Below are 25,397 nucleotides of genomic sequence, written 5' to 3'. Positions count from 1 at the left end.
CGTAATCCATGGCGAGTGATATTCTGATTGTCGATGACGAAGCCGATATCCGGGAGCTGGTCGCCGGCATCCTGGACGACGAGGGCTTCACGACTCGAACGGCTCGCGACAGCGATTCGGCGCTGGCCGAAATCGCGGGGCGCCGACCCAATCTCGTGTTTCTCGACATCTGGCTGCAGGGCTCCAAGCTCGACGGCCTGCAGCTGCTGGAGCAGATCAAGAAGGATCATCCCGATCTACCGGTCGTGATGATCTCCGGCCACGGCAACATCGAGACCGCGGTCGCCGCCATCAAGCGCGGCGCCTACGACTTTATCGAGAAGCCGTTCAAGTCCGACCGGCTGATTCTCGTGGCGACGCGCGCGCTGGAGACGTCGCGGCTGAAGCGCGAGGTGCGCGAACTGAAGCAGCTGGCGCCGACGGCGAGCAGCATGACCGGACGCTCACCGTCGATGAACCAGCTGCGCCAGACCATCGAACGCGCCGCCAAGGCCAACAGCCGCATCTTGATCGTCGGTCCGCCCGGCTCCGGCAAGGAGCTTGCCGCCCGCACGCTGCATACGCAATCGCCGCGCGCCGAAGGGCCTTTCGTCGTGATCAACGCGGCCGCGATCACGCCGGAGCGGATGGAGGAGGAGCTGTTCGGCATCGAGCAGTCCAACGGCGAGCAGGCGCGCAAGACCGGCGCGCTCGAAGAGGCGCATGGCGGCACGCTGTTCATCGACGAGATCGCGGACATGCCGCGCGAGACGCAGAACAAGATTCTGCGCGTTCTGGTCGATCAGACCTTCCAGCGCGCCGGCGGGACGACGAAGGTGCACGTCGATGTGCGCATCATCTCCTCGACCGCGCGAAACCTGGAGGAGGAGATCGGGGCCGGCAGGTTCCGCGAAGATCTCTATCACCGCCTCTCGGTGGTTCCGATCAGGGTTCCGCCGCTGTCGGAGCGGCGCGAGGACATTCCCGAGCTGATCGACTATTTCATGGACCAGATCTCGATCACGACAGGCCTGCCGAAGCGGCAGATCGGGCAGGACGCGATGGCCGTGCTGCAGTCGCATGTCTGGCCCGGCAACGTCCGCCAGCTCCGCAACAACGTCGAGCGCGTGATGATTCTCGCAGCCGGCGGCCCGGAGGTGATCATTACCGCCGACATGCTGCCGCCGGACGTCGGATCGATGGTGCCGGCGATGCCGACCAGCAACAATGGCGAGCACATCATGGGCCTGCCGTTGCGCGAGGCCCGCGAGGTGTTCGAGCGCGATTATCTGATCGCCCAGATCAGCCGCTTCTCCGGCAACATCTCGCGCACGGCAGAGTTCGTCGGCATGGAGCGGTCGGCCCTGCATCGCAAGCTGAAGGCGCTGGGGGTCGGCTGACCGGCCCAACCCGGCAAACTTTGCCGACCTGGACGAATTTACGTTGGAAAATTCGTCCGGTTCCGAAGTTTTACGGGCGAATCCGGCGCTTTTGGAACCGGCCTCCATGCAATCGGCTTGCCTAATATGCTCGCCTGTCTTCTAATCCGGCCGTCCCATGCTCCCTCGAGGGGGATCTCAATGGATCATGGGACACCGCGACGATTCCGAAAGCTGCAATCGGGTCGCCGATGGTCCAATAAGAAAAACACAAGACTGCGAGATAACAACGATGGCGGCAGACCGCGCACAAAACCTACAAGACACCTTTCTCAACCATGTTCGGAAAACCAAGACACCGCTTACGATCTTCCTGGTCAATGGCGTGAAACTGCAGGGGATTGTCACATGGTTCGACAATTTCTGCCTGTTGCTCCGGCGCGACGGTCATTCGCAGCTCGTCTACAAGCATGCGATCTCCACCATCATGCCGGGGGCTCCGATCCAGCTGTTCGAGGGCGGCGAGGACGCTTCGGCGTGAGAGTGACCTGATTGGAACCCCGGGATCGCGAAGGGGCCATCGGCCTTTCGAGGCCGGATGACGTCAAGACAACGGGCCGAGTCATCGTGGTCGGCCCGTATCTGCGGACACGCCGTGGCGATGACGGCGCGCCGGCCAGCCATTCCGACATGCGTGACGTCGAGGCGCGGATCGACGAGGCCGCGGGGCTGGCGCGCGCCATCAACCTCACCGTCGCCGAATCGATCCTCGCTCTGATCGGACAGATTCGTCCGGCGACCTATCTCGGCAAGGGCAAGGTCGAGGAGATCGCCGGCGTGATCGCCAGCCAGGGCGCAGAACTCGTGGTGATGGATTGCGCGCTGTCGCCGATCCAGCAGCGCAACCTGGAGAAGGCCTGGAACACCAAGGTGCTCGACCGCACCGGCCTCATCCTCGAAATCTTCGGCCGCCGCGCCAAGACCAAGGAGGGCGCGCTGCAGGTCGAGCTCGCCCATCTCAACTATCAGCGCAGCCGCCTGGTGCGGTCCTGGACCCATCTGGAGCGCCAGCGTGGCGGCTTCGGCTTCATGGGCGGCCCGGGCGAGACGCAGATCGAGGCCGACCGCCGGCTGATCGGCGATCGCATCGCCCGGCTCGAGAACGAGCTGAAGAAGGTGCAGGCGACGCGCCGGCTGCACCGCGCCGGGCGCCAGCGCGTGCCGTATCGCGTGGTGGCGCTGGTCGGCTACACCAATGCGGGCAAGTCGACGCTGTTCAATCGCCTGACCCGCGCCGACGTGCAGGCGGCCGACATGCTGTTTGCGACGCTCGATCCGACCCTGCGCGCGATCGGCCTGCCGCATGGTGGCAAGGCGATGCTGTCGGACACCGTGGGCTTCATCTCCAATTTGCCGACGCAACTGGTCGCGGCGTTTCGCGCCACGCTTGAGGAGGTGCTGGAGGCGGATGTCATCCTGCACGTCCGCGACATGTCGCATGAGGACGCCGAGGCGCAGCAGCACGACGTCGAGCTGGTGCTCAGCCAGCTCGGCATCGATCCCGAGGCCACCGACACCATCATCGAGGTTTGGAACAAGATCGACCGGCTGGACGAGGCGGCGCGCGAAAACCTCGCCAACGTCGCCGCCCGCCGGCCGCCGGAGCGGCCGTGCTTCCTGGTATCGGCCGAGACCGGGGAGGGGGTCGCGCCGCTGCTGCAGGCGATCGAAGACCGGCTCGCTGCGGCCCGGACCACGCTCGACCTCACCATCGACGCGGCCGACGGCGCCGGCATCTCCTGGCTGCATCGCAACGCCGAGGTGCTCGCCAAGGAGCTGCACGAGGGCCATTACGACATGACCGTGCGCGTCGACGCCACCAAGCGCGACATCGTCGTCGAGCGCTATCACGGCGTGCCCAGGGTGGCGTGAACGCTGCTCCTCGTGTGCGCTTCGGCGCAACTGAGCGAGGCCCTTGAGATCCTGCATGGCCATCCGGCGCCGCTCTCCGATGGCTACAACGGCGTGATGTCGACGTGCAGCACTGCGGCGCGCCCGGTCTCGAGGGCCGCAAGGCAGCGCGTGATCGCCGCATCGAGGTCGTCAGGATCGTCGACCCGTTCACCATGGGCGCCGAACGCGCAGGCGATGTCGACCAGACGCCGCTGCTCGCCCTGATGATCGGCAGAGAGCCTCGACAGGAACGAATCCGTCTGCTGCGCGATGCCGTCCGGATAGACGCGTTGCACCGATGCCTTCACGGCCTGCCAACCCTTGTTGTCGAGGATTACGGAAAAGATCGGCAGTCCGTATTGCTGGGATACGGCGTAGACGGAATCCGGCGCGGCGAAATGGTAGGCGCCGTCGCCGACGATCTGCACCACGCGCCGTGAAGGATTGGCCAGCTTGAGCCCGAGCGCCATGCCGCCGCTGAAGCCGAGGCCGCCGCCCGCCAGACCCACATAGGTCATCGGCTTGGTGCGGCGAAGCTGCTGCTGCAGCACCGGCGCGTTGCGGACCGCCTCGTTGAGAACGATGTCATCCTCGGACAGAAGCACCTGCAGCCGTGAAAACAGGTAGGCGGCGTCGATCGCGCCCAGTGAGCCCTTCCGAGCGGCCGCCGCCATCCGTCTGGCCTGCGCGGCTTCGCGCGCGGGATGCCAGCTCGCGATCCGGTCCCGCACCTTCCTCAAATGGGCATCGCCGCCGCGGGCGACGACGATCTCCAGCACCTGGCGAAGAATGACGGCGGAATCGCCCTGGATGCGGAGGTCGGTGGCAAATCCCCACATCGGAATGTCCGCCTTCAGGGCATCGATGTCGATCTGGATCCAGCGCAGCCGATCCGCCGGCTTCAGCATCTGAGGAATGAACGGCACGTCGATGTCGATGAGCAGGCCGAGGTCGGCACCGGCGATGACCGCGGCCGGGTCGAAGCCGGCGAAGCACGGTGAGTCCTGGCAGATGTTCATCGTGACGGGATTGAACTCGACGACACGGATTCCACAGACGAGCGCCAATCGTTCCAGCACCGAAACGGCCGCGGCGCTGCGGCCGAGGTAGGAGGTCAAGGCGATCGGGTCGCCTTCATGAGCGCATCCGCCACGGCATGCGCACGCTCCGGCTCGATGCCTCCGGCCTTGACGCTGCCGTAGCGCGCGGGCGGGTAGGCCGGCATCGCCGTGTCGTCCCAGTCCTCGGCCAGCACTTCGCGCGGCAGCATCATGTAGACCGGGCCAGGCGGATCGCTGTGCATGAACGCGGCCGCGCGGGCCAGCGCCTCCTTGACGACCACGCCGGAGGGCAATGTGTACTCCCACTTTACGTAGGGCCTGATGATGCTGGCTTGGTCGAAACTGTCCTGCACGAAGTGGACGTAGGTGTCGCGTCCGCCCGGCAGCTCGCCATGCAGCGCGAACGGGGCCCGCCCGGCACACAGCAGCACCGGCAGCCGGTAGCGAAACGCATTCTGAATGGCCATGCACGCATTCGCCGTGCCGGCATCGACATGGACGAAGACGGCCTGGCCACGGCCGGTCGCGCTCGCATAGCCCATTGCCATGTGCACCGCGACCACTTCGTGAGGACAAAGAATCACCTCCGGACGCCGCCGGCCCTCGCTGTCCCAGCGCGCAATTTCCTCGATCAGCGACACATGATCGGTGCCGAGATTGGCAAAGATGTAATCGACGCCGAGATCTACGAGGGCCTCGAGGAAGTAGTGCGCGGTGCGGCGGCTTGTCATGGTCGGGTGACGGGGATCAAAGGAGGAGGGCTTCGTCACGGCGCGTCGCGCCGTGCTGCTCCGGGACGCCGCGCAGGCGATCGAACAACGCGCCCGGCGCAGGCGGGGCGGCCATGCCGCGCCAGGCGACATGCGAATCAGGCCGCACCACGAGCAGGCTTTCCGCAAAGCCATAGCCGGCCTTCCCCCGGTCGACGTCGACGAGCGTCAAGGGAACGCCTTGGCGGGCTGCGGCGTCGACCAGCGGCGCGGCATCGACGGTCCGGTCGAACCGGACCAGCGTGTAGGCCGGGCCGAGTGCATCGAGCAGCGAGCGTCCGTCGGGCAGCCAGACGTGCGGCGCGCGCGCACTGGGCACCGTCGAGGCTGTGAAATGGCCCATGCCGTAGGGCGGCGGCGTTTCGCCGTCATAGGCGATGGCCGGTGACTCGTCGTAGTAGTAGCCGAAGTTCAAGCCGGCGCAGCAATATTGCTGGACGTTGAGATCGTAGGCGGCCTTGCCGACCTTGCTGCGCGCCGCATCGCCGACCGGACCGTCGATCTCCACTTCGGCAGGCACCGAGCGCCGCTGGCTCATCACGGCGAGGGCGTGGTTCATCGCGAAGTGCGACACCTGCTCGGTGATCGGCTGCCGCTCCGCTTCATAGGCGTCGAGCAGGGCCGGGTGGGCCCAGCCGTTGATGACGCCGGCCAGCATCCAGCACAGATCGACCGCATCGGCGATCCCGGCATTCATGCCGTAGCCCGCATAGGGGATCCACAGATGCGCGGCATCGCCACAGATGAAGGCGCGGCGATCCCGGAAGCGATCGGCCACCAGCCGGCGGCCGATCCAGTCCTCCTTGCTGATGATGTCATATTGGAAACGGTCGTCGACGCCGAGGATGGTGCGCAGCGCCCAATCGCGATCCACGCTGTCGAACTCCACCTCCTCGGCGGCGAGGTGGTTGTGGATCAGCCAATTGTCGCGGCCATCGATCGAGACCGTGGTCCCGCAGCGGCGCGGATTGAGCGACATCGTCATCCACGCCGGCTTCTGGGTGATCAGGTCCTTCAGTGCGGGAGCGTGGATGTAGGTCGACTGCACCCGCTGCACCACGTCGGTGCCGCTGAGGCGCGAGCCGATCAGCTTGCGTATGGCGGAGCGGCCGCCGTCGCAGCCGATCAGGTAATCAGCGGAGATGGTGATGTCCTGATCGGCGTCGAGATCGCGCGCCCGCGCGATGACGCCGTGGTCGTGCTGCTCGAAATGATCGACCTGGACCCGGTTGAGGATTCTGATTTCGCGCCGCGCCTGCGCGCAGGCGAACAGGATGGGCTCGAGATAGATCTGGTTGATGCGATGGGGCGGCTCGGGCGTCGGCCAATCGGTGTCCGGCCCTCCGGTCGCCGTGTAGCGGTCGTTTCGGGACGGGATCGGGATGCGCGTCAGTTCGCGGCCGACGACCGCGGTCCGATAGGCGCAGTCATTCGGAAAGTCGGCCGGCAGGCCGCCCTCGCGCACCTGGCCGACGACACCGAGGCGGCGGAACACCTCCATCGACCGCGCGGACACGTGGTTGCACTTCACGTTGGGTGGCTCGCCGGCGCGCCTGATCTCGGCGACGACGACGTCGATGCCGCGTGAGGCCAGGTCCATGGCGGCGGTCAATCCGACGGGGCCGGCGCCCACGATGAGGACCTGGGTCTGAATCGTCTTCATGTCAGCTTCTCTTGCTCTTGAATCCAGCCACGCTCGGGCGCCGAGAGCGCCTCTCGTTGGGTGTCGTCGGAGGTCGGAAGGCTGCCGCGCATGCCGAGCACGGCGAGGCCGACGATCACCAGCGCCGAACAGAGCTGCGGCACCGCGCTCGCCTGAAACAGCGAGGCGATGTCCCAATGCGCCGCGAGCATCAGCCCGCCGAGGGTGACGCCGAGGATCGAGCCGAGGCGGCCGATGCCCAGGGCCCAGCCGATCCCGGTGCCGCGGATGTAGGTCGGATAGATGCGCGCGGCATAGGCGTTGCAGCCGATCTGTCCGCCGATCACCGCGACGCCGGCGATGAACACGGCGGGCACGAGGATCGGCAATGATGCTCCGGCGATGCCGATGGTGACGATCGAGAGGAATCCCGCGACGTAGGTCACGAACAGGACGCGATCGAAGCCGAACCGTTCGATCAGCACGCCGAGCCCGATGGTGCCCAGCATTCCGCCGAGCTGGAACGCGACGCCGATGGCGATCGCCGCCTGGACGTCGAGCCCGACACCATGGGTGAGCGTCGGCAGCCAGCTGTTGAGGAAATAGATGTCCATCATGTTCATGAAGAACATGACCCAGAGCAGCAGGGTCGGCAGCAGGCGTCGCTTGGTGAACAGCTGCGGCAGCAGGAAGCCCTTGCCGCTCTCCTCGACGATCGTGAAGCGTGCATCGGCCGGAAGCCGCGCCGAGGGATCGATGCGGGTCAGCAGCGCGCGGACGCGATCGCTCTTGCTGCCGTCGAGGGCCAGCAGCGACAGCGATTCCGGCAGCCAGACGATCAGGATCGGACAGAGGATGAGCGGCAGAACGCCGCCGATGAGGAAGATGACCTGCCAGCCATAGGCGGTGATGAGCTTGGCCGCCACCGCGCCGCCGAGCGCCGAGCCCAGCGACACCGTCATGAACATCAGCATGATCAACAGCGTCCGACGGCGCTGCGGCGAATACTCACCGGTCAGGGCGATCGTATTGGGCAGCACGCCGCCGAGCCCGATGCCGGTGACGAACCGGATGATGACGAGGTCGGATACGCTGGCGGCCTGCGTCGTCGCCAGCGATCCCAGCCCGAATACGAGAACGCCGGCGACCACGAGCCATTTGCGCCCGAGATAGTCGGCGAGGGCGCCGAACACCAACGAGCCGATCATCACGCCGAACAGGGATGCGCCGAAGACGGGGCCCAGGGCGCCCGGCGCCAGATGCAGGTCCTTGCTGAGGGCGGGGGCGACGAAGCCGAGCGCCTGGGCGTCGAAGCCGTCGAGCCCGACCACGAGCGCGCACAGGCAGATGACACGAATCTGGAATCCCGACAGCGGGCGCTCGTCGACGTAGCGCGTGAGATTGATCCCTTGCGTCAAGTGCTCTTCCCCCGTTTTGTTGTTGTGTAGCCGCTTCGCTGCAGCTTCCGGCTGTTTGCGAATATGTTGCATGATCAAAATCTTTCGATTAGCCACAAAATTCTCATTCATTCATGAGGAAAGCTAATGTCCCCGAGCCTGCGGCAATTGGAGGCGCTGGTCCTGGTGTATCGGCTCGGCAGCATCACCAAGGCGGCCGCCGAGATGCGCGTTACGCAGTCGGCCATCAGCCTGCTGATCCGGCAGATCGAGGAGAATTTTCAGCTCAAGCTGTTCGACCGGACGACGCGCGCGCTGCATCCGACGGCGGCATGCCGGGAGGCGATCGCCGCCGCGGAGCGCATCCTGGCGGGGGCGCAGGGCCTGTCACAGCGGATGCGCGACCTCGCCGAGATCAAGGCCGGCCGGATTTCCATCGCGGTGTCAGCAGGTGTCGCCTCGGCGCTGCTGCCGCGCGTTTTCGCGACGTTCCGGTCCCGTCATCCCGAAGTCAGCATCGACCTGCTCGACGTCGCGCCCGACGAACTGCTCGCCGTCGTGATGGATGGGCAGGCCGAATTCGGCCTCGGCAGCGTCGAGAACGACGGGGTGCCGGAGGCGCGGGTCGAGACGCTGATGCGAAGTCCGCTCTCGGCCATCGCGATCAAGGACGGGCGGTTCGAACAGCACCGCCGTCTGACATGGGACGGCATCATGAGCTCGGACCTGATCACGATGCGCCATGGCACGCGAATCCGCCGTCAGATCGACGAGGCGCTGGCGCAGACGGGGCGAGCGCTGAAGCCGGCCTGGGAAGTGTCGCTGATCACGACCGCGCTGGCGCTCACCGCCGAGGGGGCCGGCATCAGCATCCTGCCCGGACACATGCTGCCGAAGGCGCAATTTCCGACGCTCGCCGCGGTCCCGCTGTCGCAGCCGACGATCTATCGGCACGTATCCCTGCTGAGCCGCGCCGACTTCGGGTTGTCGCCGGCCGCGCAGCGCTTCGTCGAGATCGCACGAGGCCTGCTCTCGACCAAGGGCGGCTGATCGCGGCCTCGGAGCGGCGGAGCTACGTCTCCAGTTCCTTCGCCTCGTTCCACAGCTCGTCCATCTCGTCGAGCGAGGCTTCCTCCAGCGTGCGGCCCTTGGCGGCGAGCGCCGTCTCGATGTGCGCGAAGCGGCGCTCGAACTTGGCGTTGGTGCCGCGCAGGGCGGTTTCCGGATCGACCTCGGCGTGACGGGCGAGGTTGACCAGCGCGAACAGCAGATCACCGGTCTCCGCGCTCAGCTCGGTCGCGTCCTTGTTGTCAAGCGCGGCCTCGATCTCGTCGGCCTCCTCGCGGATCTTCTGCAGCACCGCGCGCGGGTCGTTCCAGTCGAAGCCGACGGTCGCCGCCTTGCGCTGCAACTCCATGGCGCGGACCAGCGCCGGCTGGCCGGCCTTGATGCCCGACAGCAGCGACGCTTTGCTCGCTTGGTCCTCGGGCGGCCGACGCGCGGCGCGTTCGGCCTTCTCCTCGGCCTTGATGCGATCCCAGGTCCCCTTGGTCGGCTTGGTGACGTTGCCGTCCTTGTCGGGAAACACATGCGGGTGGCGGCGGATCATCTTTTTCGTGATGCCTTCGACGACGTCGCCGAACGCGAATGCGCCTTGCTCCTCGGCGATGCGGGCGTGATAGACCACCTGCAGCAGGAGATCGCCGAGCTCCTCGCGGAGATCGTCAAGATCGTTGCGGGTGATGGCGTCGGCCACCTCGTAGGCTTCCTCGATGGTGTAGGGCGCGATCGTCTGGAAGGTCTGCTCGACGTCCCACGGACAGCCGGTGACGGGCGTGCGCAGCGCAGCCATGATCTCGATCAGGCGTGAGATGTCGCGGGAAGGGATCATGGCGGGTCCTGACAGCATCTTTCGATCGGGCCCTGTATGCCCCAAGCGGGGCGCGCGTCCCAGCAAAAACGGCCCGGAGCCGCGCTCGCCGGCGGGTTGGCCTGGCCGGACGATGGTGCTAAGCGAAAGCCATGAGCGAGCAGGATGCAACGGCGCTGGTGCTGTTCTCGGGCGGGCAGGATTCGACCACCTGCCTGGCGTGGGCGCTCGACCGCTTCACGCGTGTCGAGACGATCGGCTTCGCCTACGGACAGCGCCACGCGATCGAGCTCGACTGCCGTGCCCGTCTGTTCGAGGGCCTCGCGCAGCTGCGCCCGGAGTGGGCGGGCAGGCTCGGCGACAATCATACGCTGGACATTCCGACGCTGGCGTCGATCTCCGAAACGGCGCTGACGCGCGACGTCGCGATCGAGATGGGCGCCGACGGGCTTCCCAACACCTTCGTGCCGGGCCGCAATCTCGTGTTCCTGACCTTTGCGGCGGCCTTGGCCTATCGGCGCGGCATCCGCCACATCGTCGGCGGCATGTGCGAGACCGACTATTCCGGCTATCCCGACTGCCGCGACGACACCATCAAGGCGCTGCAGACGGCGCTGAGCCTCGGTATGGCGCGCCCCTTCGAATTGCACACGCCGCTGATGTGGCTGTCGAAGGCGGCGACCTGGCAGCTGGCCCATGATCTCGGGGGCAGGGGCCTCGTCGATCTGATCCGCGAGCAGTCACACACCTGCTATCTCGGCGAACGCGGCGCGCGCCACGATTGGGGCCATGGCTGCGGCCGGTGTCCCGCCTGTGAGCTCCGCGCCAAGGGCTGGCGCGAATACATCGCGGTCGGCGGACAGGCCTGAACGACGACGCGGAGCCCGGACGTCGCGTGCATTGAGCTCCGCGTGCGACGGACGATGAGATCGCCGTTGCTGATCTCAGGCCGCCTCGTGGTCGGACGACTCGCGCTGGCTGACGATCACGAGATCGCCGTCGGCGACGTCATGGCCGTCGTCGGAGTCATTGGCTGCAGCGGACGCTGCCTGCGCGGCGAGACGGGCGGTGATGTCGTCCTTGCCGCTCTTCTCCCAGGCCGGCGCATTGAGCACGACGATGTCGTCGTCATGGGCGGCATCGGCGTCATGTTCGACGGGCACGATCGAGGGCGATTTGACCGGAGCATCGACGACGCGCAGCGTCGCAGCCTCTTCCTCGGCCTCTTCCTCGGCCTCTGCAATGGCTTCTGCGGGCTCGGCGGCAGCAGGCGCTTCGGCGACCTCGGGCTCGGCATTCGCGTGCTCGACGTTGTCCTGCTCGACCTCGGGCTCGGGCTCGCCGGCGGCGGTCTCTGCTGATGCGCTGTCGTCGACGGCTTCCGTCGATGCGACGGCGACCGCGGCGTCAGGCGCCGGATGATCCGATTCTGCAGCCGGACTCGGTTGTGCCGGCGCGTCGTCCTGGGCGGCGAGGCCCAGATGCTGCGAGATCTCCTTGATCACCCTGTCGATCGCGACGAGCACGCGATATTCCCGGATCGACGTCATGTGCTGCTCGAAGCGGGCGCGCGCATATTGCAGCGAGTCGATCACGTCGGTGGCGATCGATGACGACGACGCCTCGGTGCCGTTGAGGGCTCCGGCAGCTTTCTCGGTCGAGCTCTCGATCAGCAGGAAGGCCTCGTATTGCGGGATCGATTTGAGCTTCTCGTGGTAGTCCCGGCGCACGCCGGCGAGCGTGTCCACGATGGAAGCGAAAGATTCTGACGCAGGCATTTCGACGTCCCCTCAACTTCATCAAAGAAGATGCGGGGGACGCTACGGACACACTGATGAATGTTCAATTTCGAGCAGATACGGCTCTTGGCATCATGAATACCCGGCCGTTAAGACGAGAACGTCAAATGGTTCGCGACTTGGTCACCCGCGCTTAACGATACAAGCGAGGATACTCAGCCGGCGAAATCCTCCGGGCGCAGCTCGATCGGCTTGCCGTGCGGGGTGCGGTCGGCGGCGTGATCCCAGGCATCGCGATAGCGCGCGAGGTTGGCGGGCGTGGTCACGCCCTTCTCGGCGACCAGCCGCTCCAAGGTCGCGAGCCAGTGCCGGTAATAGGTATCGCCGCAATCGGCGTCGCCTGCAGCCTGCGCGCGGGCAATCTCATCGGCGAGCGCCGCCGCCCATTCGGGCCAGGTGAACAGCCCACGGGCGTGCAGCGTGACGGCCATCGCGAAGGCGTGCGCCTCCCACGGCTCGCGAAACACCGGCCCGTCGGCGTCGACGGGAATGCCGGGCAGGGCGCGCGCAGCCTCCAGGGTGGCGTGCCGATCGGGCGTGGTCATGCGCGCTCCAGATACGGCTCGAACGCGTCCACCGTCACCTCGAGCAGTGGATCGGGTGCATCGGCCCACAGCTCGGCGCCGCTGAACGACACCGTGTAGAGCCATTGCGGGTCCTCGCCATGCCCGTGCGCGTTGCTGTCCGGAAACACGTGGACGCCCCTGACGGCCTCGATGCGGCCGAGATGGCCGCGCACGTAGCGCGGCAGCCTCGTATGCGTCGGCGGATGCATGTCCTTGGCGCGCACGCGGTCGCCGACCGTGAACAGCGCCGGCTTGGTGACGGTGCGCTCGGTCGGACCGCCCCGCCGCAGCATCGCAGCGACCTCGTCGGCGGTCAGGATCTTCGCGACCGGCTGCGGCGGATGCAGCGCCTTGCCGGCGGCGAGTTCGTCGGCTTCGAGCAGGTGGCGGTCCTGCATTAGCCGTTCGAGGCCGGCCAGCCAGATCTGGTAGTAGCTCATGCCGAGATAGTCGGCCGGCGGGCGGTTTTCCCGCGCGAACCGCGACATGTCGATGTTCCAGCCGCCGGGCAGGGCCATCGCCAGCGTGATCGCCAGCGCGCGGCGCTCCCACTCGGCGTGGAAGACAGGTTCGTTCGGTTCGGGGCGGACCGGACCGAAGCCGGAGGCGCCGCCCATGTCGTGTGCGCCATCCATCAGGCCTTCACCTCAGCGTTTTGCACCTTGCCGGGCCGCATCGGCAGGCCGGTGCCGATCATGCTGTCGCGCGTCACGAGCTCGGCGAGCTGCTCCTCGCTCCAGCCGTCGGTGCCCTCAGGGCGCATCGGCAACACGAAATACCGCACCTCCGCGGTCGAATCCCAGACCCGGATCTTCGTCGCCGGCGGCAGCGCGAAGCCGAAATCGCTGAGCACGCCGCGCGGATCCTTCACCGCCTTGGCGCGATAGGGCGCCGACTTGTACCAGACCGGCGGCAGTCCGAGCACCGGCCAGGGATAGCAGGAGCACAGCGTGCACACGACCATGTTGTGCAGCTCCGGCGTATTCTCGACCGTCACGATGTGCTCGCCCTGGCGGCCGGCATAGCCGAGCTCGCCAATGGCCGGCGTGGCGTCGGCCAGCAGCCGCGCGCGGAAGGCCGGGTCGGTCCAGGCCCGCGCCACCACTCGGGCGCCATTGCGGGGGCCGACCTTGCTCTCATAGGTCTCGATCAGCACGTCGAGCGCGGCCGGATCGACATAGCCCTTCTCGGTGAGGATGCTTTCCAGCGCGCGGACGCGCAGCTCGGTCTCGGACAATTCCGAGTGATCGTGATGATGGTCGTGGTGGTGATCGTGATCGGTCATGGCGCGAAAATAGGCCTATGCCCCTGTGCTGTCGAGCGATGCCCGGCCCAGGTGGCGATATCTCGCGAGGGCACGCTCAGACTGTAACTTCAATTCCACGGGTTCCACCGGTTCAAATCGGCGCCAAGATGTGGTTCCTGACGGGGGCTGCCCGCCGGGGCTGGGGGGAAAAGACCAATAGATTGAGGTTCATCAATGCCAAACGACGTCTCCCGCCGTGATCTTGCCAAGCTGGCCGGACTGGCAGCCCTCGGGGCAGCGAGTGGACCGGCGCAAGCGGAGGAGGCCGCAGTGACGGATGATGCCGGACGTCGTTTTCCTGCCGATTTCGTCTGGGGCACGGCCACATCATCCTATCAGATCGAGGGCGGCGTCACTGCCGATGGCCGCGGGCCATCGATCTGGGACGTGTTCAGCCATCTGCAGGGCAACATCGAGGACGCCAGCACCGGCGACGTCGCCTGCGATCACTACAACCGCTACAAGGACGACGTGCGCCTGATCAAGGAACTCGGCTGCCGGGCCTACCGTTTCTCGATCGCCTGGCCGCGGCTGTTTCCGGATGGCGGGATGACGCCCAACCCGAAGGGCCTCGACTTCTACGATCGCCTCGTCGACGAACTGCTGGCGAACGGTATCGAGCCCTATGCAACGCTGTATCATTGGGACCTGCCGCAGGCGCTGCAGGACCGGGTCGGCGGCTGGCGCTCGGCCGAGACGGCGAAGGCCTTTGCGCATTACGCCGGCCACGTCGCGCAGCATCTGAGCGACCGGGTGAAGACCATCTTCACCATCAACGAATGCGGCCGGTTCGTGCCGTTCGGCTATGGCCTCGGCATCGATGCACCCGGGCTGAAGCTGCCGCCGCAGGAGGTCAACCAGGCACGCCATCACGTGGCGCTGGCACATGGCCTGGCCGTGCAGGCAATCCGCGCCAAGGGGCGGCCCGGCACGCGCGTCGGCATGGCCGAGAACATCACCGCCTGCCTGCCGGCCATCGATACGCCCGAGAACGTCCGCGCCGCGGAGATCGCGACGCGCGAGATGAATGCGGGCTTCCTCAACGTCATCCTCGCTGGCCGCTATACCGACGGCTTTCTGGCCTGGTCGGGCAAGGATGCGCCGACCTTCACCTCCGACGAGCTCAAGACCATCTCGGCGCCGGTCGATTTCGTCGGCCTCAACATCTACGCGCCACAGGCCTATGTCGTGGCGTCGGATCGCGCTGCGGGTTTCGACGTGCTGCCGATGCCGGCCTCGTTTCCGCACATGAGCTCGCCCTGGCTGCTGGTGGGACCGGAGACCGCCTATTGGGTGCCCAAGCTCGCCGCCAAGGTCTGGAATCTCAAGACCATCTACATCACCGAGAACGGCACCTCGTCGGACGACAAGATGACTGCCGACGGCAAGATCCATGACCTCGACCGCGTGATGTATCTGCGCAACTATCTCGCCCAGCTGCAGCGCGCGACCTCAGAAGGCGTGCCCGTGAAGGGCTATTTCCTGTGGAGTCTGCTGGACAATTTCGAGTGGGTGTTCGGCTACAAGCAGCGCTTCGGCGTCTATCACGTCGATTTCGACACTCAGCTGCGCACGCCCAAGCTCAGCGCGTCCTATTATCGCCACGTCATCACGCGCAACGCCGCGAGCGCCTGAACAGGCCGCGGGCGCGGCGCGTCCAGCAGGACCGCCCATCACCCGACGTTGATTGTTCATCCGCACGGCTTCACACGCGGAGATGGCGACTGCACGACTTGGAAAGCACACCGCGTGCGACTCTTTTGCGCGTGCGCGGTTTTCGAGGCGAAAGGACGAGGAATCTGACGTAAACCGCTGGCTCTCAGCTCCACAACCGAGATTTTTCTGCATGCTAGTATCGATCGTTCGTCCGACCGCCCTCATCCTGCGCGCAGGCGTACTGTTCTGCGTCGTGGGAGCGATTGCGGGCACCAGCGCATGGGCGCAGAGTTCGGCCGACGACGCGGCCAAGCCCGCCACCGAGAGTTCTGCCGCCGCGCCGGCCGACAAGCCGGCGGAGCCCGAGGCGAAACCCGCATCCGCCGAGACCAAGCCGGCCGAGCAAACCGCGGACAAGCCGGCCGGCGCAGCGGAGCCGGAGAAGGCCACTGCCGAAAAGTCAGCCGAGCCCGCCCCGGCGGCCTCCGCCGAGGCGCCCAAGGCTGTCGAGGCCGAGGCCAAGCCGCCGGCCTCCGAGACGCTGGCCGTCTCCAAGAGCGAGGGCAAGGACGAAAGCAAGAACGAAACCAAGCCTGAGATCAGCAACGCGCCCAAGGCAGAGCCCGACCCCGCCGCCAAGCCGGCCGTGACCGAGGCAAAGCCTGCCGCGCCGGCGGTCGACACGCCCGCCGTCGCGAACGACGTCCCGGCGCCGGCCAAGTCTCGCGACGGCGTTGAAGAGAAGGCCGCTGAGAGCCAGCCGCCGGTGGCGGCGCCCGTCGAAAAGCCTGCCGCTGCTGCCGAGGTGAAACCCGCGCCAGCCCCAGCCGAGAGCAAGCAGCCCGACCTGCCGGCGGCATCCGCCGCCGCCAAGGACAAGCCCGCTGCCACCAAACAGGATGGTGCGAGCGCGTCAGCCAAGCCGGAGGGTCGGCATGCGCGTCATCATCACGCCAAGGACGATGACGACAAGCCGGCCAAGCGCAAGCGCCACGTCGGCAAGAAGAAGGACGTGAAGCGGGGCAGCGTCAGCTGCAAAAGCTTCCGCACCTATGATGCCGGCAAGGGCACGTATCGCGGCTATGATGGACGGCTTCACGCCTGCTCATAGCGGGTCCCACTGAGATCCGCGACGGGGCCGCCGCTGATCGCCAGAGTCAGCGCGGCAACGGCGATTGGATGCCCGAGGTGTTGCGGGTCAGGAACGATCCGATGGTCGAGCCCTGCTGCTGCGGCCGCGCCAGTCCCGTCGTGGTCCGCGGTTGCGGCGTCACGACGATCTGCTGCGGTGGAGACGGTGGGAGCGCTCCGCCGCGCGTCTGCGCCGCCTGGTTCGACATCCGCGAGACCAGACGCATCAACTGGTCCTGACCGGCCTGCAACTGCTCGATGGCCCGGGTGTGATCGCGGCTGGCCTGATCCTGCGTGTTCTTGATCTGCTCGATACCCTGCTGCAGCTCGGCGATGTCGTGCGCCATCCGCTGCATCAGAGTGGTTGGACCGCCGCTCGTCCCGCCGTCTTCCGTCCCTCTCAGGGAGGCGTTCGACATCATGGCGTCCTCATTGCCCTGCTGTGCGGCGGCCTCGTCCGTTGAGGTCTCGGTGGAGCCGGGCATCCAGCGGTCCATCAACGACGACCCGGCGTCCCGCTGCGACCAGGCGACGGAGCCGCCGACCAGCAAGACCAGCAATGCGAGGCCCACGGCATTGCGGCCGCGGAGCTTGCCGAGCGGTGCCTTGATGCGCGCCCAGCGGCTGCCGTCCGGGCCTGGCGCATCGCTCCTGCTCGCCGCGGCTGCGGCGTCGGCCGCCACCCACGGCTTCTCGATGGCCGCCAGCCGCGTATCGATCCGGGTCAGCACTTCGCGCAGCACCCGGCGATAGAGCTGATCGTAGCTGGTCTTGTCCGGCTTCTCCGGGGCGAGCCCGATCTCGCTTGGATCGATCTTTTGCGCATTCTGTGTGGACTGCATTTGTGATCCCCAAACCCTGAACGCCCGCCGCCGACGCCGTTTTTCTCTTTGAATTTTCAAGCGTGACTCGACCCGCCGCTTTGGCCGAAAGCAAGACAGCGTCGTGACGAGGAGGGGGCCTTTTCGGACAACGGTCCCTCCTTGGAGGGCCTCTTACCTTGCATGGACGCGAACGCTCCAGGTAGCATTCGGCCGACGAGACTGTGTTGAAGGATGGGGGCCGATGAAAATCCTGGTTGTTGTCTTACGAGTAGTCATATGCGCAGCCTTCGTGAGCCTTTCGGCTGTCGTGCACGCCGCGCCGGTCGACGAGGGCGCGCGCAAGGCGGAGTTGATGGCGGCCTGGCAGGGTGCGAGCCAGGCCGGCACCGACGGGCCGAGCGACATCACGCTGATCGATCAGGGCACGCTCAAGCTGCCGGCCGACTACTTCTACGTCCCGAAGAGCGAAGGCCTGCGAGTCCTGCGCGCTCTCGGCAACGTGGTCAACGACGCAACCTTCGTCGGGCTCGTCGTCGGCAAGCGCCAGAACGACGACTGGATGGTGGTGATCAAGCACATCAAGGAAGGCTACATCAAAGACGACGACGCCAAGAACTGGAATGCGGACGAACTACTAAGCAATCTCCGCGCCGGCGCGGAGGAGGCCAACAAGGACCGCGTTGCGCGCGGCTTCCCCGAAATGGCGGTCATCGGCTGGATCGAGCCGCCGGCCTATGACGCAACGACGCATCGCCTGGTGTGGTCGCTGCTCGCCAAGAACAAGGACCAGCCCGACGATGCGCCGAAGAACGTGAACTACAACACCTTCGCGCTCGGACGCGACGGCTATTTCAGCCTGAATCTGCTCTCGGGCTCCGAGCGGATCGCCGGCGACAAGGCGGTCGCGCACGAGCTTTTGTCCGATCTTTCCTATCATTCCGGCAAGCGCTATGAGGATTTCAGCGCAGGCACGGATCGGATCGCCGAATACGGATTGCTGGCGCTGGTCGGCGGCGTCGCCGCCAAGAAGCTTGGACTGCTGGCGCTGGCCGGCGCGTTCGTCCTGAAGTTCGCCAAGATCATCATCTTCGCGGTGGTCGGGTTTGGAGCCGCCATCATGAATTTCTTCCGCCGCAAGCCGCGGAACGACAACGCTGGCAGGCAGGCGTGAAGGCTCTGCTGCTGATCCTGTTCTCAGGTCTGAAGTGGGGAAAGCTCGCCACGAGCGGCGGCACCATGCTGCTGTCGCTGGTGGTCTATGCCGGCATCTGGGGCTGGCGCTATGCGGCCGGCTTCATCGCGCTGCTGTTCGCCCACGAGATGGGCCACTACATCGCAGCCCGTCAGCGCGGTCTCGACGTCGGTGCTCCGGCCTTCATCCCGTTCGTCGGTGCGTGGATCGCACTGAAGGAGCAGCCAGTCGACGTCGAGACCGAAGCCTATGTGGCGCTCGCAGGCCCGCTGGTCGGCACCGCCGCGGCGCTCGGCGTGTATCTGTGGGCGCGATCGGAAGACAGCAATCTGCTGCTTGCGATCGCCTATTCCGGCCTGTTCCTCAATCTGTTCAACCTGCTGCCGATCTCGCCGCTCGACGGCGGCCGCGTGACCAGCGTGCTCAGCCCACGTATCTGGCTGCTGGGCGTTCCGATGCTGCTCGCATTGATGCTGTACCGCCCGAGTCCGATGCTCATCATCATTGCGATCCTGGCGGCGCCGCAACTGATGAAGGCATGGCGCTACGATCCCGGCGCGCCAGAGAACGTCGCCTATTACGGCACGACGCTGCAGACCAAGATCGAATATGCCGGCACCTATCTGGCACTCGCCGCGCTGCTCGCCGTGATGACCTACGACGTGCATGAGATGCTGAGCCACTTGCGGCCGTCCGGCTGAGTTTCCGAGGCGCAGCAAACGGGCAGGGAGCAGGGGTGTCCCGTGCCCTGCCCGGATATGGTTTCACGCGCTACGGAAACCGAGGAGGGCGCGCCTGTGGCGGCCGGGGCGCCGGCCGCGCAATTGCTCCGACGGTCGGCTCGGTCTTCGACGCCCGGACTGCGCGCGCCAGCTGATCCTGGCTTGCTTGCAGCTGTTCGATGGCCTTGGCGTGATCGCGGCTGGCCTGCTCCTGGCTGGCCTTCAGCTCCTGCAATACAGCCTGCAGCTCTGCGACGTCATGGCCGATCTTTTCGATCAGGGGCGCGATGTCTCGCTCCGGAGCGGATGGCATGTCGTGCTCGGGGCGGGCCTCGGCCATCGCGGAGGACGGGTCGCTCGCGCGCTCCACCGTCGTCGCTTCGGGCGATGGTGAGGGCGCGGGCGATGAAGCAGGGGGCGTTGGCGCAGCATCGGCACCGTCCGGTTCGCTCACGGCCGTGTCCGGCCCGCCCGCTGTAACCGCCTTCGGACGATTCTCGCGGCTGATCGACTGCAGCGCGGCTTCGATCCGATCGGTCACCGATGTAATGGTCTCGGTATGGTCCCGGGCCAGCGTGACCAGCGCGCCGACCAGCCCGGCGGATGCCGCCAGAGTGATCGCCGCGCGCACCAGGGGCCGGCGCCGCGGCGCTCGAGGCGCGGCCGCTTGGGCGACGCTGTCTGCGGCAAGCTCGGCCGCTTCGGCGGGCTCAGAGGCCGCCGCATGGGCTTCGATGTCGGCGATCCGCTGATCGATGCGGGCGCGCACCTCCGCCAGGACGCGCTGATAGATGTCCTCGCAGATGTCGTCATCGGGTGACAGCGCGGCAGCGCCTGGATCAACTTCCGTCGGCGTCGACTGAACTGGCATGTCCTCGGGTCCCATGCGCGATACGCCCCGTGTGCCCAATCCTCAGCTGCGCATTGAGCCGGGGGCTTTGACCAAACCAAGACTGCGGGGTGACGAGCGGGCGGCGATTTCGCACCGATTGCAGTCCGGTTGGACCGCGTTCTATGGCCGGAGGGTCGGTCCATGGCGCCCATATCCAATTCGCATAAGGTATATTATGGAATATTTATATGTCCATGGAATTCAGTGGCTTGCGTCCAGAACCTCGGAAATCACGGCAGCTCGTGCGGACGATCTGGCTTCCGGCCCCCGCCCATGGCCCTCTCTCTGCGGCCATCGCAGCGTGGAGTTGTGAACGCCGATATTGCTGCTTCGGCCCATCGCTGCAATAAGCGCAGACGACGTCGTGCCGTCTGTTGGATTCGTCCGCGACGTCATGCGACGCAAGATGAAACAAGAAGAAGCCCCAGGGAGAAACGAGAATGAGCCTGTCACGACGCGCGCTGTTGAAGGCCTCTGCGGCTTCGGCCGTTCTGGGTGGGATCGCGGCGCCGCATGTGGCGCGCGCCCAGGCCGCCGAGTTCAGCTACAAATACGCCAACAACCTGCCCGACACGCATCCGCTCAACGTCCGCGCCAAGGAGATGGCGGCGGCGATCAAGGCCGAGACCAACGGCAAGTTCGACCTGCAGATCTTCCCGAACAACCAGCTCGGCTCGGATACGGATATGCTGAGCCAGATCCGCTCCGGCGGCGTCGAGTTCTTCACGCTCTCAGGCCTCATCCTGGCGACCCTGGTGCCGGCGGCCTCGATCAACGGCATCGGCTTCGCATTCCCGGACTACGACACGGTCTGGAAGGCCATGGACGGCGACCTCGGCGCCTATGTGCGCGGCCAGATCGGCAAGGCCGGCCTGATGGTGATGGACAAGATCTGGGACAACGGCTTCCGCCAGACGACGTCGTCGACCAAGCCGATCAACGGCCCCGATGATCTCAAGGGCTTCAAGATCCGCGTGCCGGTGTCGCCGCTATGGACCTCGATGTTCAAGGCGTTCGAGGCGGCGCCCGCCTCGATCAATTTCAGCGAGGTCTATTCGGCGCTGCAGACCAAGGTCGTCGAGGGCCAGGAGAACCCGCTGGCGATTATCTCGACGGCGAAGCTCTACGAGGTGCAGAAATACTGCTCGCTGACCAACCACATGTGGGACGGCTTCTGGTTCCTGGCCAACAGGCGCGCCTGGGAGGCCGTGCCGGCCGACATGCGCGCCATCGTCGCCAAGCACATCAACGCCGCCGCGGTGAAGGAGCGCGAAGACGTCGCCAAGCTCAATGCCGGCTTGCAGGCGGATCTCGCCGGCAAGGGCCTGACCTTCAATCAGCCCAACGTGGCGCCGTTCCGCGACAAGCTGCGCACCGCCGGCTTCTATGGCGAGTGGAAGGGCAAGTACGGCGACGAGGCCTGGGCGCTCTTGGAAAAGGCCGTCGGCAAGCTGTCGTAACGTGCAGGGGCGTCGTAAGCGCGTTCGGGTGACGTCATGGCGCAGGCCGAGTTCACGGAAATTGCCATCAGCGAGGTGGTCATCGAGACCCCTCGCCGCCGGTCCTGGCTCGATGGCCTGGAGGCCCTGCTCGGCCTGCTGGTCGAGATCCCGGCGGCGCTGCTCGTCGTCGCCGAGATCGTCATCCTGTTCGCCGGCGTGGTCGCGCGCTACGGTCTGCACCGGCCGCTGATCTGGTCAGACGAACTCGCCTCGATCCTGTTCCTGTGGCTCGCGATGCTCGGTGCCGCCGTGGCGTTCCGCCGCGGCGAGCACATGCGGATGACCGCGATGGTGGCGCGCGCAAGCCCGGGCTTGCGTGCCTATCTCGATCTCGTGGCGACCGCTGCCGCGCTGGCGTTCCTGGTGATGATTGCCTGGCCGGCCTGGGAATATGCCTACGAGGAAAGCTACATCACGACGCCGGCACTGCAGATCTCCAACATCTGCCGCGCCGCCGCGTTGCCGGTCGGCATCGCCCTGATGGCGTTGTTCGCGCTGATCCGCCTGGCGCGCGCGGCCAACGCCAGGACGATGCTGCTGGCCGTCGTGTCCATCGCGGCGATCCTGGCGCTGTTCTGGCTGGCGCAGCCGGTCCTGAAGCCGCTCGGCAACATCAACCTCGTGATTTTCTTCGTCGGCGTGGTCGGCTTCTGCGTCTTCGCCGGCGTGCCGATCGCGTTCGCGTTCGGGCTCGCGATCTTCGGCTATCTGGCGCTGACGACACGCACGCCGCTGATGGTGCTGGTCGGGCGCATGGACGAGGGCATGAGCCATCTCATCCTGCTCTCGGTGCCGCTGTTCGTGTTCCTCGGCCTGCTGATCGAGATGACCGGCATGGCGCGCGCGATGGTCGCTTTCCTGGCGAGCCTGCTCGGCCATGTCCGCGGCGGACTCCATTACGTGCTGGTCGGCGCGATGTATCTCGTGTCCGGTATCTCCGGCGCCAAGGCGGCCGACATGGCCGCGGTCGCGCCGGTGCTGTTTCCGGAGATGAAGGCGCGCGGCGCCAAGCCCGGCGATCTCGTCGCCCTGCTCGCCGCCACCGGCGCGCAGACCGAAACCATTCCGCCGAGCCTGGTGCTGATCACCATCGGCTCGGTCACCGGCGTCTCGATCGCGGCGCTGTTCACCGGCGGCCTGTTGCCGGGCGTGGTGCTGGCGGTCACGCTGTGCGCGCTGGTGTGGTGGCGCTATCGTCACGAGGACATGAGCGGCGTCCGCCGCGCCACCGGCGCCGAGATCGGCAAAGCCTTCATCGTGTCGGTCCCTGCCCTGGCCCTGCCCTTCGTGATCCGCGCCGCCGTGGTCGAGGGCATCGCCACCGCGACGGAGGTCTCGACGATCGGCATCGTCTATGGCGTTCTCGCCGGCCTCTTGATCTATCGCCGCTTCGATTGGCGACGGCTGATGCCGATGCTGATCGAAACCGCGGCGCTGTCCGGCGCGATCCTGCTGATCATCGGCACGGCGACGGGCATGGCTTGGGGCCTGACGCAGTCCGGCTTCTCGCGCTCGTTGGCGGCCGCCATGACCGGGCTGCCGGGCGGGCCTGCGACCTTCATCGCGGTCTCGATCGTGGCCTTCACGATCCTCGGCAGCGTGCTGGAGGGCATTCCGGCGATCGTGCTGTTCGGGCCGCTACTGTTTCCGATCGCGCGCGCCGTCGGCGTGCACGAGGTGCATTATGCCATGATCGTGATCCTGGCGATGGGAATCGGCCTGTTCGCGCCGCCGTTCGGGGTCGGATATTACGCGGCCTGCGCGATCGGCCGGGTCGATCCCGCCGAGGGCATCCGGCCGATCTGGGGCTACCTGCTGGCGCTCCTGATTGGCCTCATCATCGTTGCGATTTTTCCGTGGATTTCGATCGGGTTCCTGTAAACTCTTGAGGCGACGAGGGAGGACAGCGATGAGCACGAACCAGTATCAGATCGGCCTGGACAAGACCCCGGCCAACTACGTGCCACTGACCCCGCTCAGCTTCCTGGCGCGCAGCGCCGCCGTCTATCCCGACCATGTCAGCACGGTCTATGAGGGCCGCAGCTTCACCTGGCGCCAGACCTACGAGCGCTGCCGCCGCTTCGCGTCGTATCTCGCCGGTCGCGGCATCGGCGAGGGCGACACGGTGGCGGCGATGCTGCCCAACATCCCGGCCATGAACGAAGCCCATTTCGCCGTGCCGATGGCCGGCGCCGTGCTCAATACGCTGAACATCCGGCTCGACGCGCCGTCGATCGCGTTCCAGCTCGATCATGGCCAGGCCAAGATCATTCTGGTCGACCCCGAATTCTCCGGCGTGATCAGCGAGGCGCTCAAGCTGATGAGCGGCGCGAAGCCGTTCGTCATCGACGTCGATGATGCCTCCTACGCCGGCGGCAGCCGCATCGGTGAGATCGAATACGAAGCGGCCGTCGCCTCGGGCGATCCCTCCTTCGAACCGCGCCGTCCCGCTGACGAATGGGACGCGATCGCGATGAGCTACACGTCGGGCACCACGGGCAATCCCAAGGGCGTCGTCACCCATCACCGCGGCGCCTATCTCAACGCCGTCAGCAACATCCTCGCGGGCGGGCTCGGCCAGCATCCGGTCTATCTCTGGACCTTGCCGATGTTCCACTGCAACGGCTGGTGCTTCCCCTGGACCATGGCGGCCGCCGCCGGCGTCAATGTCTGCCTGCGCAAGGTCGAGCCGACCAGGATCTTCGAGCTGATCAAGGCCCACGGCGTCACCCACATGTGCGGCGCGCCGATCGTCTACAACGTGCTGATCAACGCGCCCGACGCGCCGAAGGGCAAGCGCGACAAGCCGGTCGTCGGCCTGATCGCCGGCGCAGCACCGCCGGTGGCCGTGCTCGAAGGCGCCGAGAGCATCGGCATCAAGCTGACCCACGTCTATGGCCTGACCGAAGTCTACGGCCCCGCCTCCGTGTGCGCCGAGCAGCCCGGCTGGGACGACCTGCCCGCCGCCGAGCGTGCGCAGATGAAGCGCCGCCAGGGTGTGCCTTATCCCTTGCAGGAAGCCGTCACGGTGCTCGATCCGCAGACGATGCAGGAGGTGCCGCGCGACGGCGAGACCATCGGCGAGGTGATGTTCCGCGGCAACATCGTCATGAAGGGCTATCTCAAGAACGAGAAAGCGACCAAGGAGGCCTTCGCCGGCGGCTGGTTCCACACCGGCGACCTCGGCGTGCTCGACGCGCACGGCTACGTCATCATCAAGGACCGCTCCAAGGACATCATCATCTCCGGCGGCGAGAACATCTCCTCGGTCGAGGTCGAGGACATCCTGTACAAGCACCCCGCGGTGCTGTTCGCCGCCGTCGTCGCCAAGCCCGACCCGAAATGGGGCGAGGTGCCCTGCGCCTTCATCGAGCTGAAGGACGGCGCGCAAACGACCGAAGCCGAGATCATCGCCTATTGCCGCAGCCACATGTCCGGCTTCAAGACGCCCAAGGTCGTGGTGTTCGGCCCGATCCCGAAGACATCGACCGGCAAGATCCAGAAATTCCTGCTGCGGAACGAGGTGAACTCGGCGAAGGCGATCTCGGCGTAGAGCTGCCGAACTATCAGCTGAGCTGATGAGTTGCATCGACACGGACGGTGCACCCTCTCCCCTTGTGGGAGAGGGTGGTTTCGATGCAAAGCATCGAAACCGGGTGAGGGGTTGCCACGAACTCAGAACGGAATGTGAGGCACGAACCCCTCACCCAAGTGAGTCCGCAGCGACCACCTTTGAGCCCTCTCCCACAAGGGGCG

The 25,397-nt window shown here is 66.3% G+C and carries 23 protein-coding genes; 12 read left to right on the top strand and 11 right to left on the bottom strand.

What is annotated here, in order from left to right; translation table 11 throughout:
• The first annotated feature begins 8 nt into the window (after positions 1 to 8).
• The 3 genes from ACQR1B_RS30320 to hflX all read left to right on the top strand — a co-directional run bounded on the left by ACQR1B_RS30320 (position 9) and on the right by hflX (position 3,290).
• On the top strand, positions 9 to 1,379 hold the full coding sequence (locus ACQR1B_RS30320) for a sigma-54-dependent transcriptional regulator (protein ID WP_434836331.1): 1,371 nt from the start codon (positions 9 to 11) through the stop codon (positions 1,377 to 1,379).
• Positions 1,380 to 1,650: 271 nt separating this feature from the next.
• Positions 1,651 to 1,899 carry an RNA chaperone Hfq gene (gene hfq / locus ACQR1B_RS30315; RefSeq protein WP_006613906.1) on the top strand — a complete coding sequence of 83 codons (249 nt, stop codon included), beginning with the start codon at positions 1,651 to 1,653 and terminating at the stop codon, positions 1,897 to 1,899.
• A gap of 11 nt (positions 1,900 to 1,910) precedes the next feature.
• Positions 1,911 to 3,290: a GTPase HflX gene (gene hflX / locus ACQR1B_RS30310; protein WP_434836330.1), complete on the top strand. Its 1,380-nt coding sequence runs from the start codon at positions 1,911 to 1,913 to the stop codon at positions 3,288 to 3,290.
• A gap of 83 nt (positions 3,291 to 3,373) precedes the next feature.
• Here the strand turns inward: hflX and ACQR1B_RS30305 are convergent, their stop codons facing one another.
• The 4 genes from ACQR1B_RS30305 to ACQR1B_RS30290 are packed head-to-tail and all read right to left on the bottom strand — an operon-like array spanning position 3,374 to position 8,202.
• Positions 3,374 to 4,429, bottom strand: a complete 1,056-nt coding sequence (locus ACQR1B_RS30305) for a thiamine pyrophosphate-dependent enzyme (protein ID WP_434836329.1) — start codon at positions 4,427 to 4,429, stop codon at positions 3,374 to 3,376.
• Positions 4,426 to 5,103: a thiamine pyrophosphate-binding protein gene (locus tag ACQR1B_RS30300; RefSeq protein WP_434836328.1), complete on the bottom strand. Its 678-nt coding sequence runs from the start codon at positions 5,101 to 5,103 to the stop codon at positions 4,426 to 4,428. The genes ACQR1B_RS30305 and ACQR1B_RS30300 overlap by 4 nt, the downstream gene beginning before the upstream one ends.
• Before the next feature lie 16 nt (positions 5,104 to 5,119).
• Positions 5,120 to 6,805, bottom strand: coding sequence for an FAD-dependent oxidoreductase (locus tag ACQR1B_RS30295; RefSeq protein WP_434836327.1), 1,686 nt, complete (start codon positions 6,803 to 6,805; stop codon positions 5,120 to 5,122).
• Complete coding sequence (locus ACQR1B_RS30290; RefSeq protein ID WP_434836326.1) at positions 6,802 to 8,202, bottom strand: MFS transporter; 1,401 nt, start codon at positions 8,200 to 8,202, stop codon at positions 6,802 to 6,804. Before ACQR1B_RS30290 ends, ACQR1B_RS30295 begins: the two co-directional genes overlap by 4 nt.
• Positions 8,203 to 8,328: 126 nt before the next feature.
• Between ACQR1B_RS30290 and ACQR1B_RS30285 the strand changes: the two genes are divergently transcribed.
• Positions 8,329 to 9,231, top strand: coding sequence for a LysR family transcriptional regulator (locus ACQR1B_RS30285; RefSeq protein ID WP_434836325.1), 903 nt, complete (start codon positions 8,329 to 8,331; stop codon positions 9,229 to 9,231).
• A gap of 22 nt (positions 9,232 to 9,253) precedes the next feature.
• On the opposite strand, the gene mazG is transcribed toward ACQR1B_RS30285, so the two are convergent.
• Entirely contained in the window at positions 9,254 to 10,072 is an 819-nt protein-coding gene (mazG, locus tag ACQR1B_RS30280; RefSeq protein WP_434836324.1) for a nucleoside triphosphate pyrophosphohydrolase, read from the bottom strand.
• A gap of 131 nt (positions 10,073 to 10,203) precedes the next feature.
• On the opposite strand from mazG, the gene queC reads away from it, so the two are divergent.
• Positions 10,204 to 10,920 carry a 7-cyano-7-deazaguanine synthase QueC gene (queC, locus tag ACQR1B_RS30275; protein ID WP_434836323.1) on the top strand — a complete coding sequence of 239 codons (717 nt, stop codon included), beginning with the start codon at positions 10,204 to 10,206 and terminating at the stop codon, positions 10,918 to 10,920.
• A 75-nt stretch (positions 10,921 to 10,995) separates the two neighbouring features.
• On the opposite strand, the gene ACQR1B_RS30270 is transcribed toward queC, so the two are convergent.
• The 4 genes from ACQR1B_RS30270 to nthA all read right to left on the bottom strand — a co-directional run bounded on the left by ACQR1B_RS30270 (position 10,996) and on the right by nthA (position 13,701).
• A complete protein-coding gene (locus ACQR1B_RS30270) occupies positions 10,996 to 11,829 on the bottom strand; it encodes a hypothetical protein (protein WP_434836322.1) in 834 nt (277 codons plus the stop codon).
• A 176-nt stretch (positions 11,830 to 12,005) separates the two neighbouring features.
• Positions 12,006 to 12,395, bottom strand: coding sequence for a nitrile hydratase accessory protein (locus tag ACQR1B_RS30265; protein ID WP_434836321.1), 390 nt, complete (start codon positions 12,393 to 12,395; stop codon positions 12,006 to 12,008).
• Positions 12,392 to 13,051 (bottom strand): nitrile hydratase subunit beta, encoded by a 660-nt coding sequence (gene nthB, locus ACQR1B_RS30260; protein ID WP_434836320.1) that lies wholly within the window; start codon positions 13,049 to 13,051, stop codon positions 12,392 to 12,394. Before nthB ends, ACQR1B_RS30265 begins: the two co-directional genes overlap by 4 nt.
• Complete coding sequence (gene nthA / locus ACQR1B_RS30255; RefSeq protein WP_434836319.1) at positions 13,051 to 13,701, bottom strand: nitrile hydratase subunit alpha; 651 nt, start codon at positions 13,699 to 13,701, stop codon at positions 13,051 to 13,053. Before nthA ends, nthB begins: the two co-directional genes overlap by 1 nt.
• A gap of 195 nt (positions 13,702 to 13,896) precedes the next feature.
• On the opposite strand from nthA, the gene ACQR1B_RS30250 reads away from it, so the two are divergent.
• The gene (locus tag ACQR1B_RS30250; protein WP_434836318.1) at positions 13,897 to 15,357 is read left to right on the top strand and encodes a GH1 family beta-glucosidase; all 1,461 of its coding nucleotides are present in this window, start codon (positions 13,897 to 13,899) and stop codon (positions 15,355 to 15,357) included.
• A 211-nt stretch (positions 15,358 to 15,568) separates the two neighbouring features.
• The gene (locus ACQR1B_RS30245; protein WP_434836317.1) at positions 15,569 to 16,489 is read left to right on the top strand and encodes a hypothetical protein; all 921 of its coding nucleotides are present in this window, start codon (positions 15,569 to 15,571) and stop codon (positions 16,487 to 16,489) included.
• A gap of 46 nt (positions 16,490 to 16,535) precedes the next feature.
• Here ACQR1B_RS30245 and ACQR1B_RS30240 read toward each other — a convergent pair whose 3' ends face one another.
• The gene (locus tag ACQR1B_RS30240) at positions 16,536 to 17,351 is read right to left on the bottom strand and encodes a hypothetical protein (protein ID WP_434836316.1); all 816 of its coding nucleotides are present in this window, start codon (positions 17,349 to 17,351) and stop codon (positions 16,536 to 16,538) included.
• A 271-nt stretch (positions 17,352 to 17,622) separates the two neighbouring features.
• On the opposite strand from ACQR1B_RS30240, the gene ACQR1B_RS30235 reads away from it, so the two are divergent.
• Entirely contained in the window at positions 17,623 to 18,504 is an 882-nt protein-coding gene (locus ACQR1B_RS30235) for a DUF2167 domain-containing protein (RefSeq protein WP_434836315.1), read from the top strand.
• On the top strand, positions 18,501 to 19,226 hold the full coding sequence (locus ACQR1B_RS30230) for a site-2 protease family protein (RefSeq protein ID WP_434836314.1): 726 nt from the start codon (positions 18,501 to 18,503) through the stop codon (positions 19,224 to 19,226). The genes ACQR1B_RS30235 and ACQR1B_RS30230 overlap by 4 nt, the downstream gene beginning before the upstream one ends.
• 70 nt (positions 19,227 to 19,296) lie before the next feature.
• On the opposite strand, the gene ACQR1B_RS30225 is transcribed toward ACQR1B_RS30230, so the two are convergent.
• A complete protein-coding gene (locus ACQR1B_RS30225) occupies positions 19,297 to 20,133 on the bottom strand; it encodes a hypothetical protein (RefSeq protein WP_434836313.1) in 837 nt (278 codons plus the stop codon).
• A 446-nt stretch (positions 20,134 to 20,579) separates the two neighbouring features.
• Here ACQR1B_RS30225 and ACQR1B_RS30220 point away from each other — a divergent pair, with 446 nt between their 5' ends.
• The 3 genes from ACQR1B_RS30220 to ACQR1B_RS30210 are packed head-to-tail and all read left to right on the top strand — an operon-like array spanning position 20,580 to position 25,194.
• The gene (locus ACQR1B_RS30220; RefSeq protein WP_434836312.1) at positions 20,580 to 21,599 is read left to right on the top strand and encodes a TRAP transporter substrate-binding protein; all 1,020 of its coding nucleotides are present in this window, start codon (positions 20,580 to 20,582) and stop codon (positions 21,597 to 21,599) included.
• A gap of 36 nt (positions 21,600 to 21,635) precedes the next feature.
• A complete protein-coding gene (locus tag ACQR1B_RS30215) occupies positions 21,636 to 23,522 on the top strand; it encodes a TRAP transporter large permease (protein ID WP_434836311.1) in 1,887 nt (628 codons plus the stop codon).
• A 28-nt stretch (positions 23,523 to 23,550) separates the two neighbouring features.
• Positions 23,551 to 25,194: an acyl-CoA synthetase gene (locus tag ACQR1B_RS30210; protein WP_434836310.1), complete on the top strand. Its 1,644-nt coding sequence runs from the start codon at positions 23,551 to 23,553 to the stop codon at positions 25,192 to 25,194.
• The last annotated feature ends 203 nt before the right edge of the window (positions 25,195 to 25,397 follow it).

The organism is Bradyrhizobium oligotrophicum, assembly GCF_051168495.1.
In the GTDB taxonomy this organism is placed as follows: domain Bacteria; phylum Pseudomonadota; class Alphaproteobacteria; order Rhizobiales; family Xanthobacteraceae; genus Bradyrhizobium; species Bradyrhizobium oligotrophicum_A.
Note: the sequence above shows the minus strand (reverse complement) of the source record. Positions and strands in the feature narration are given on the sequence as shown.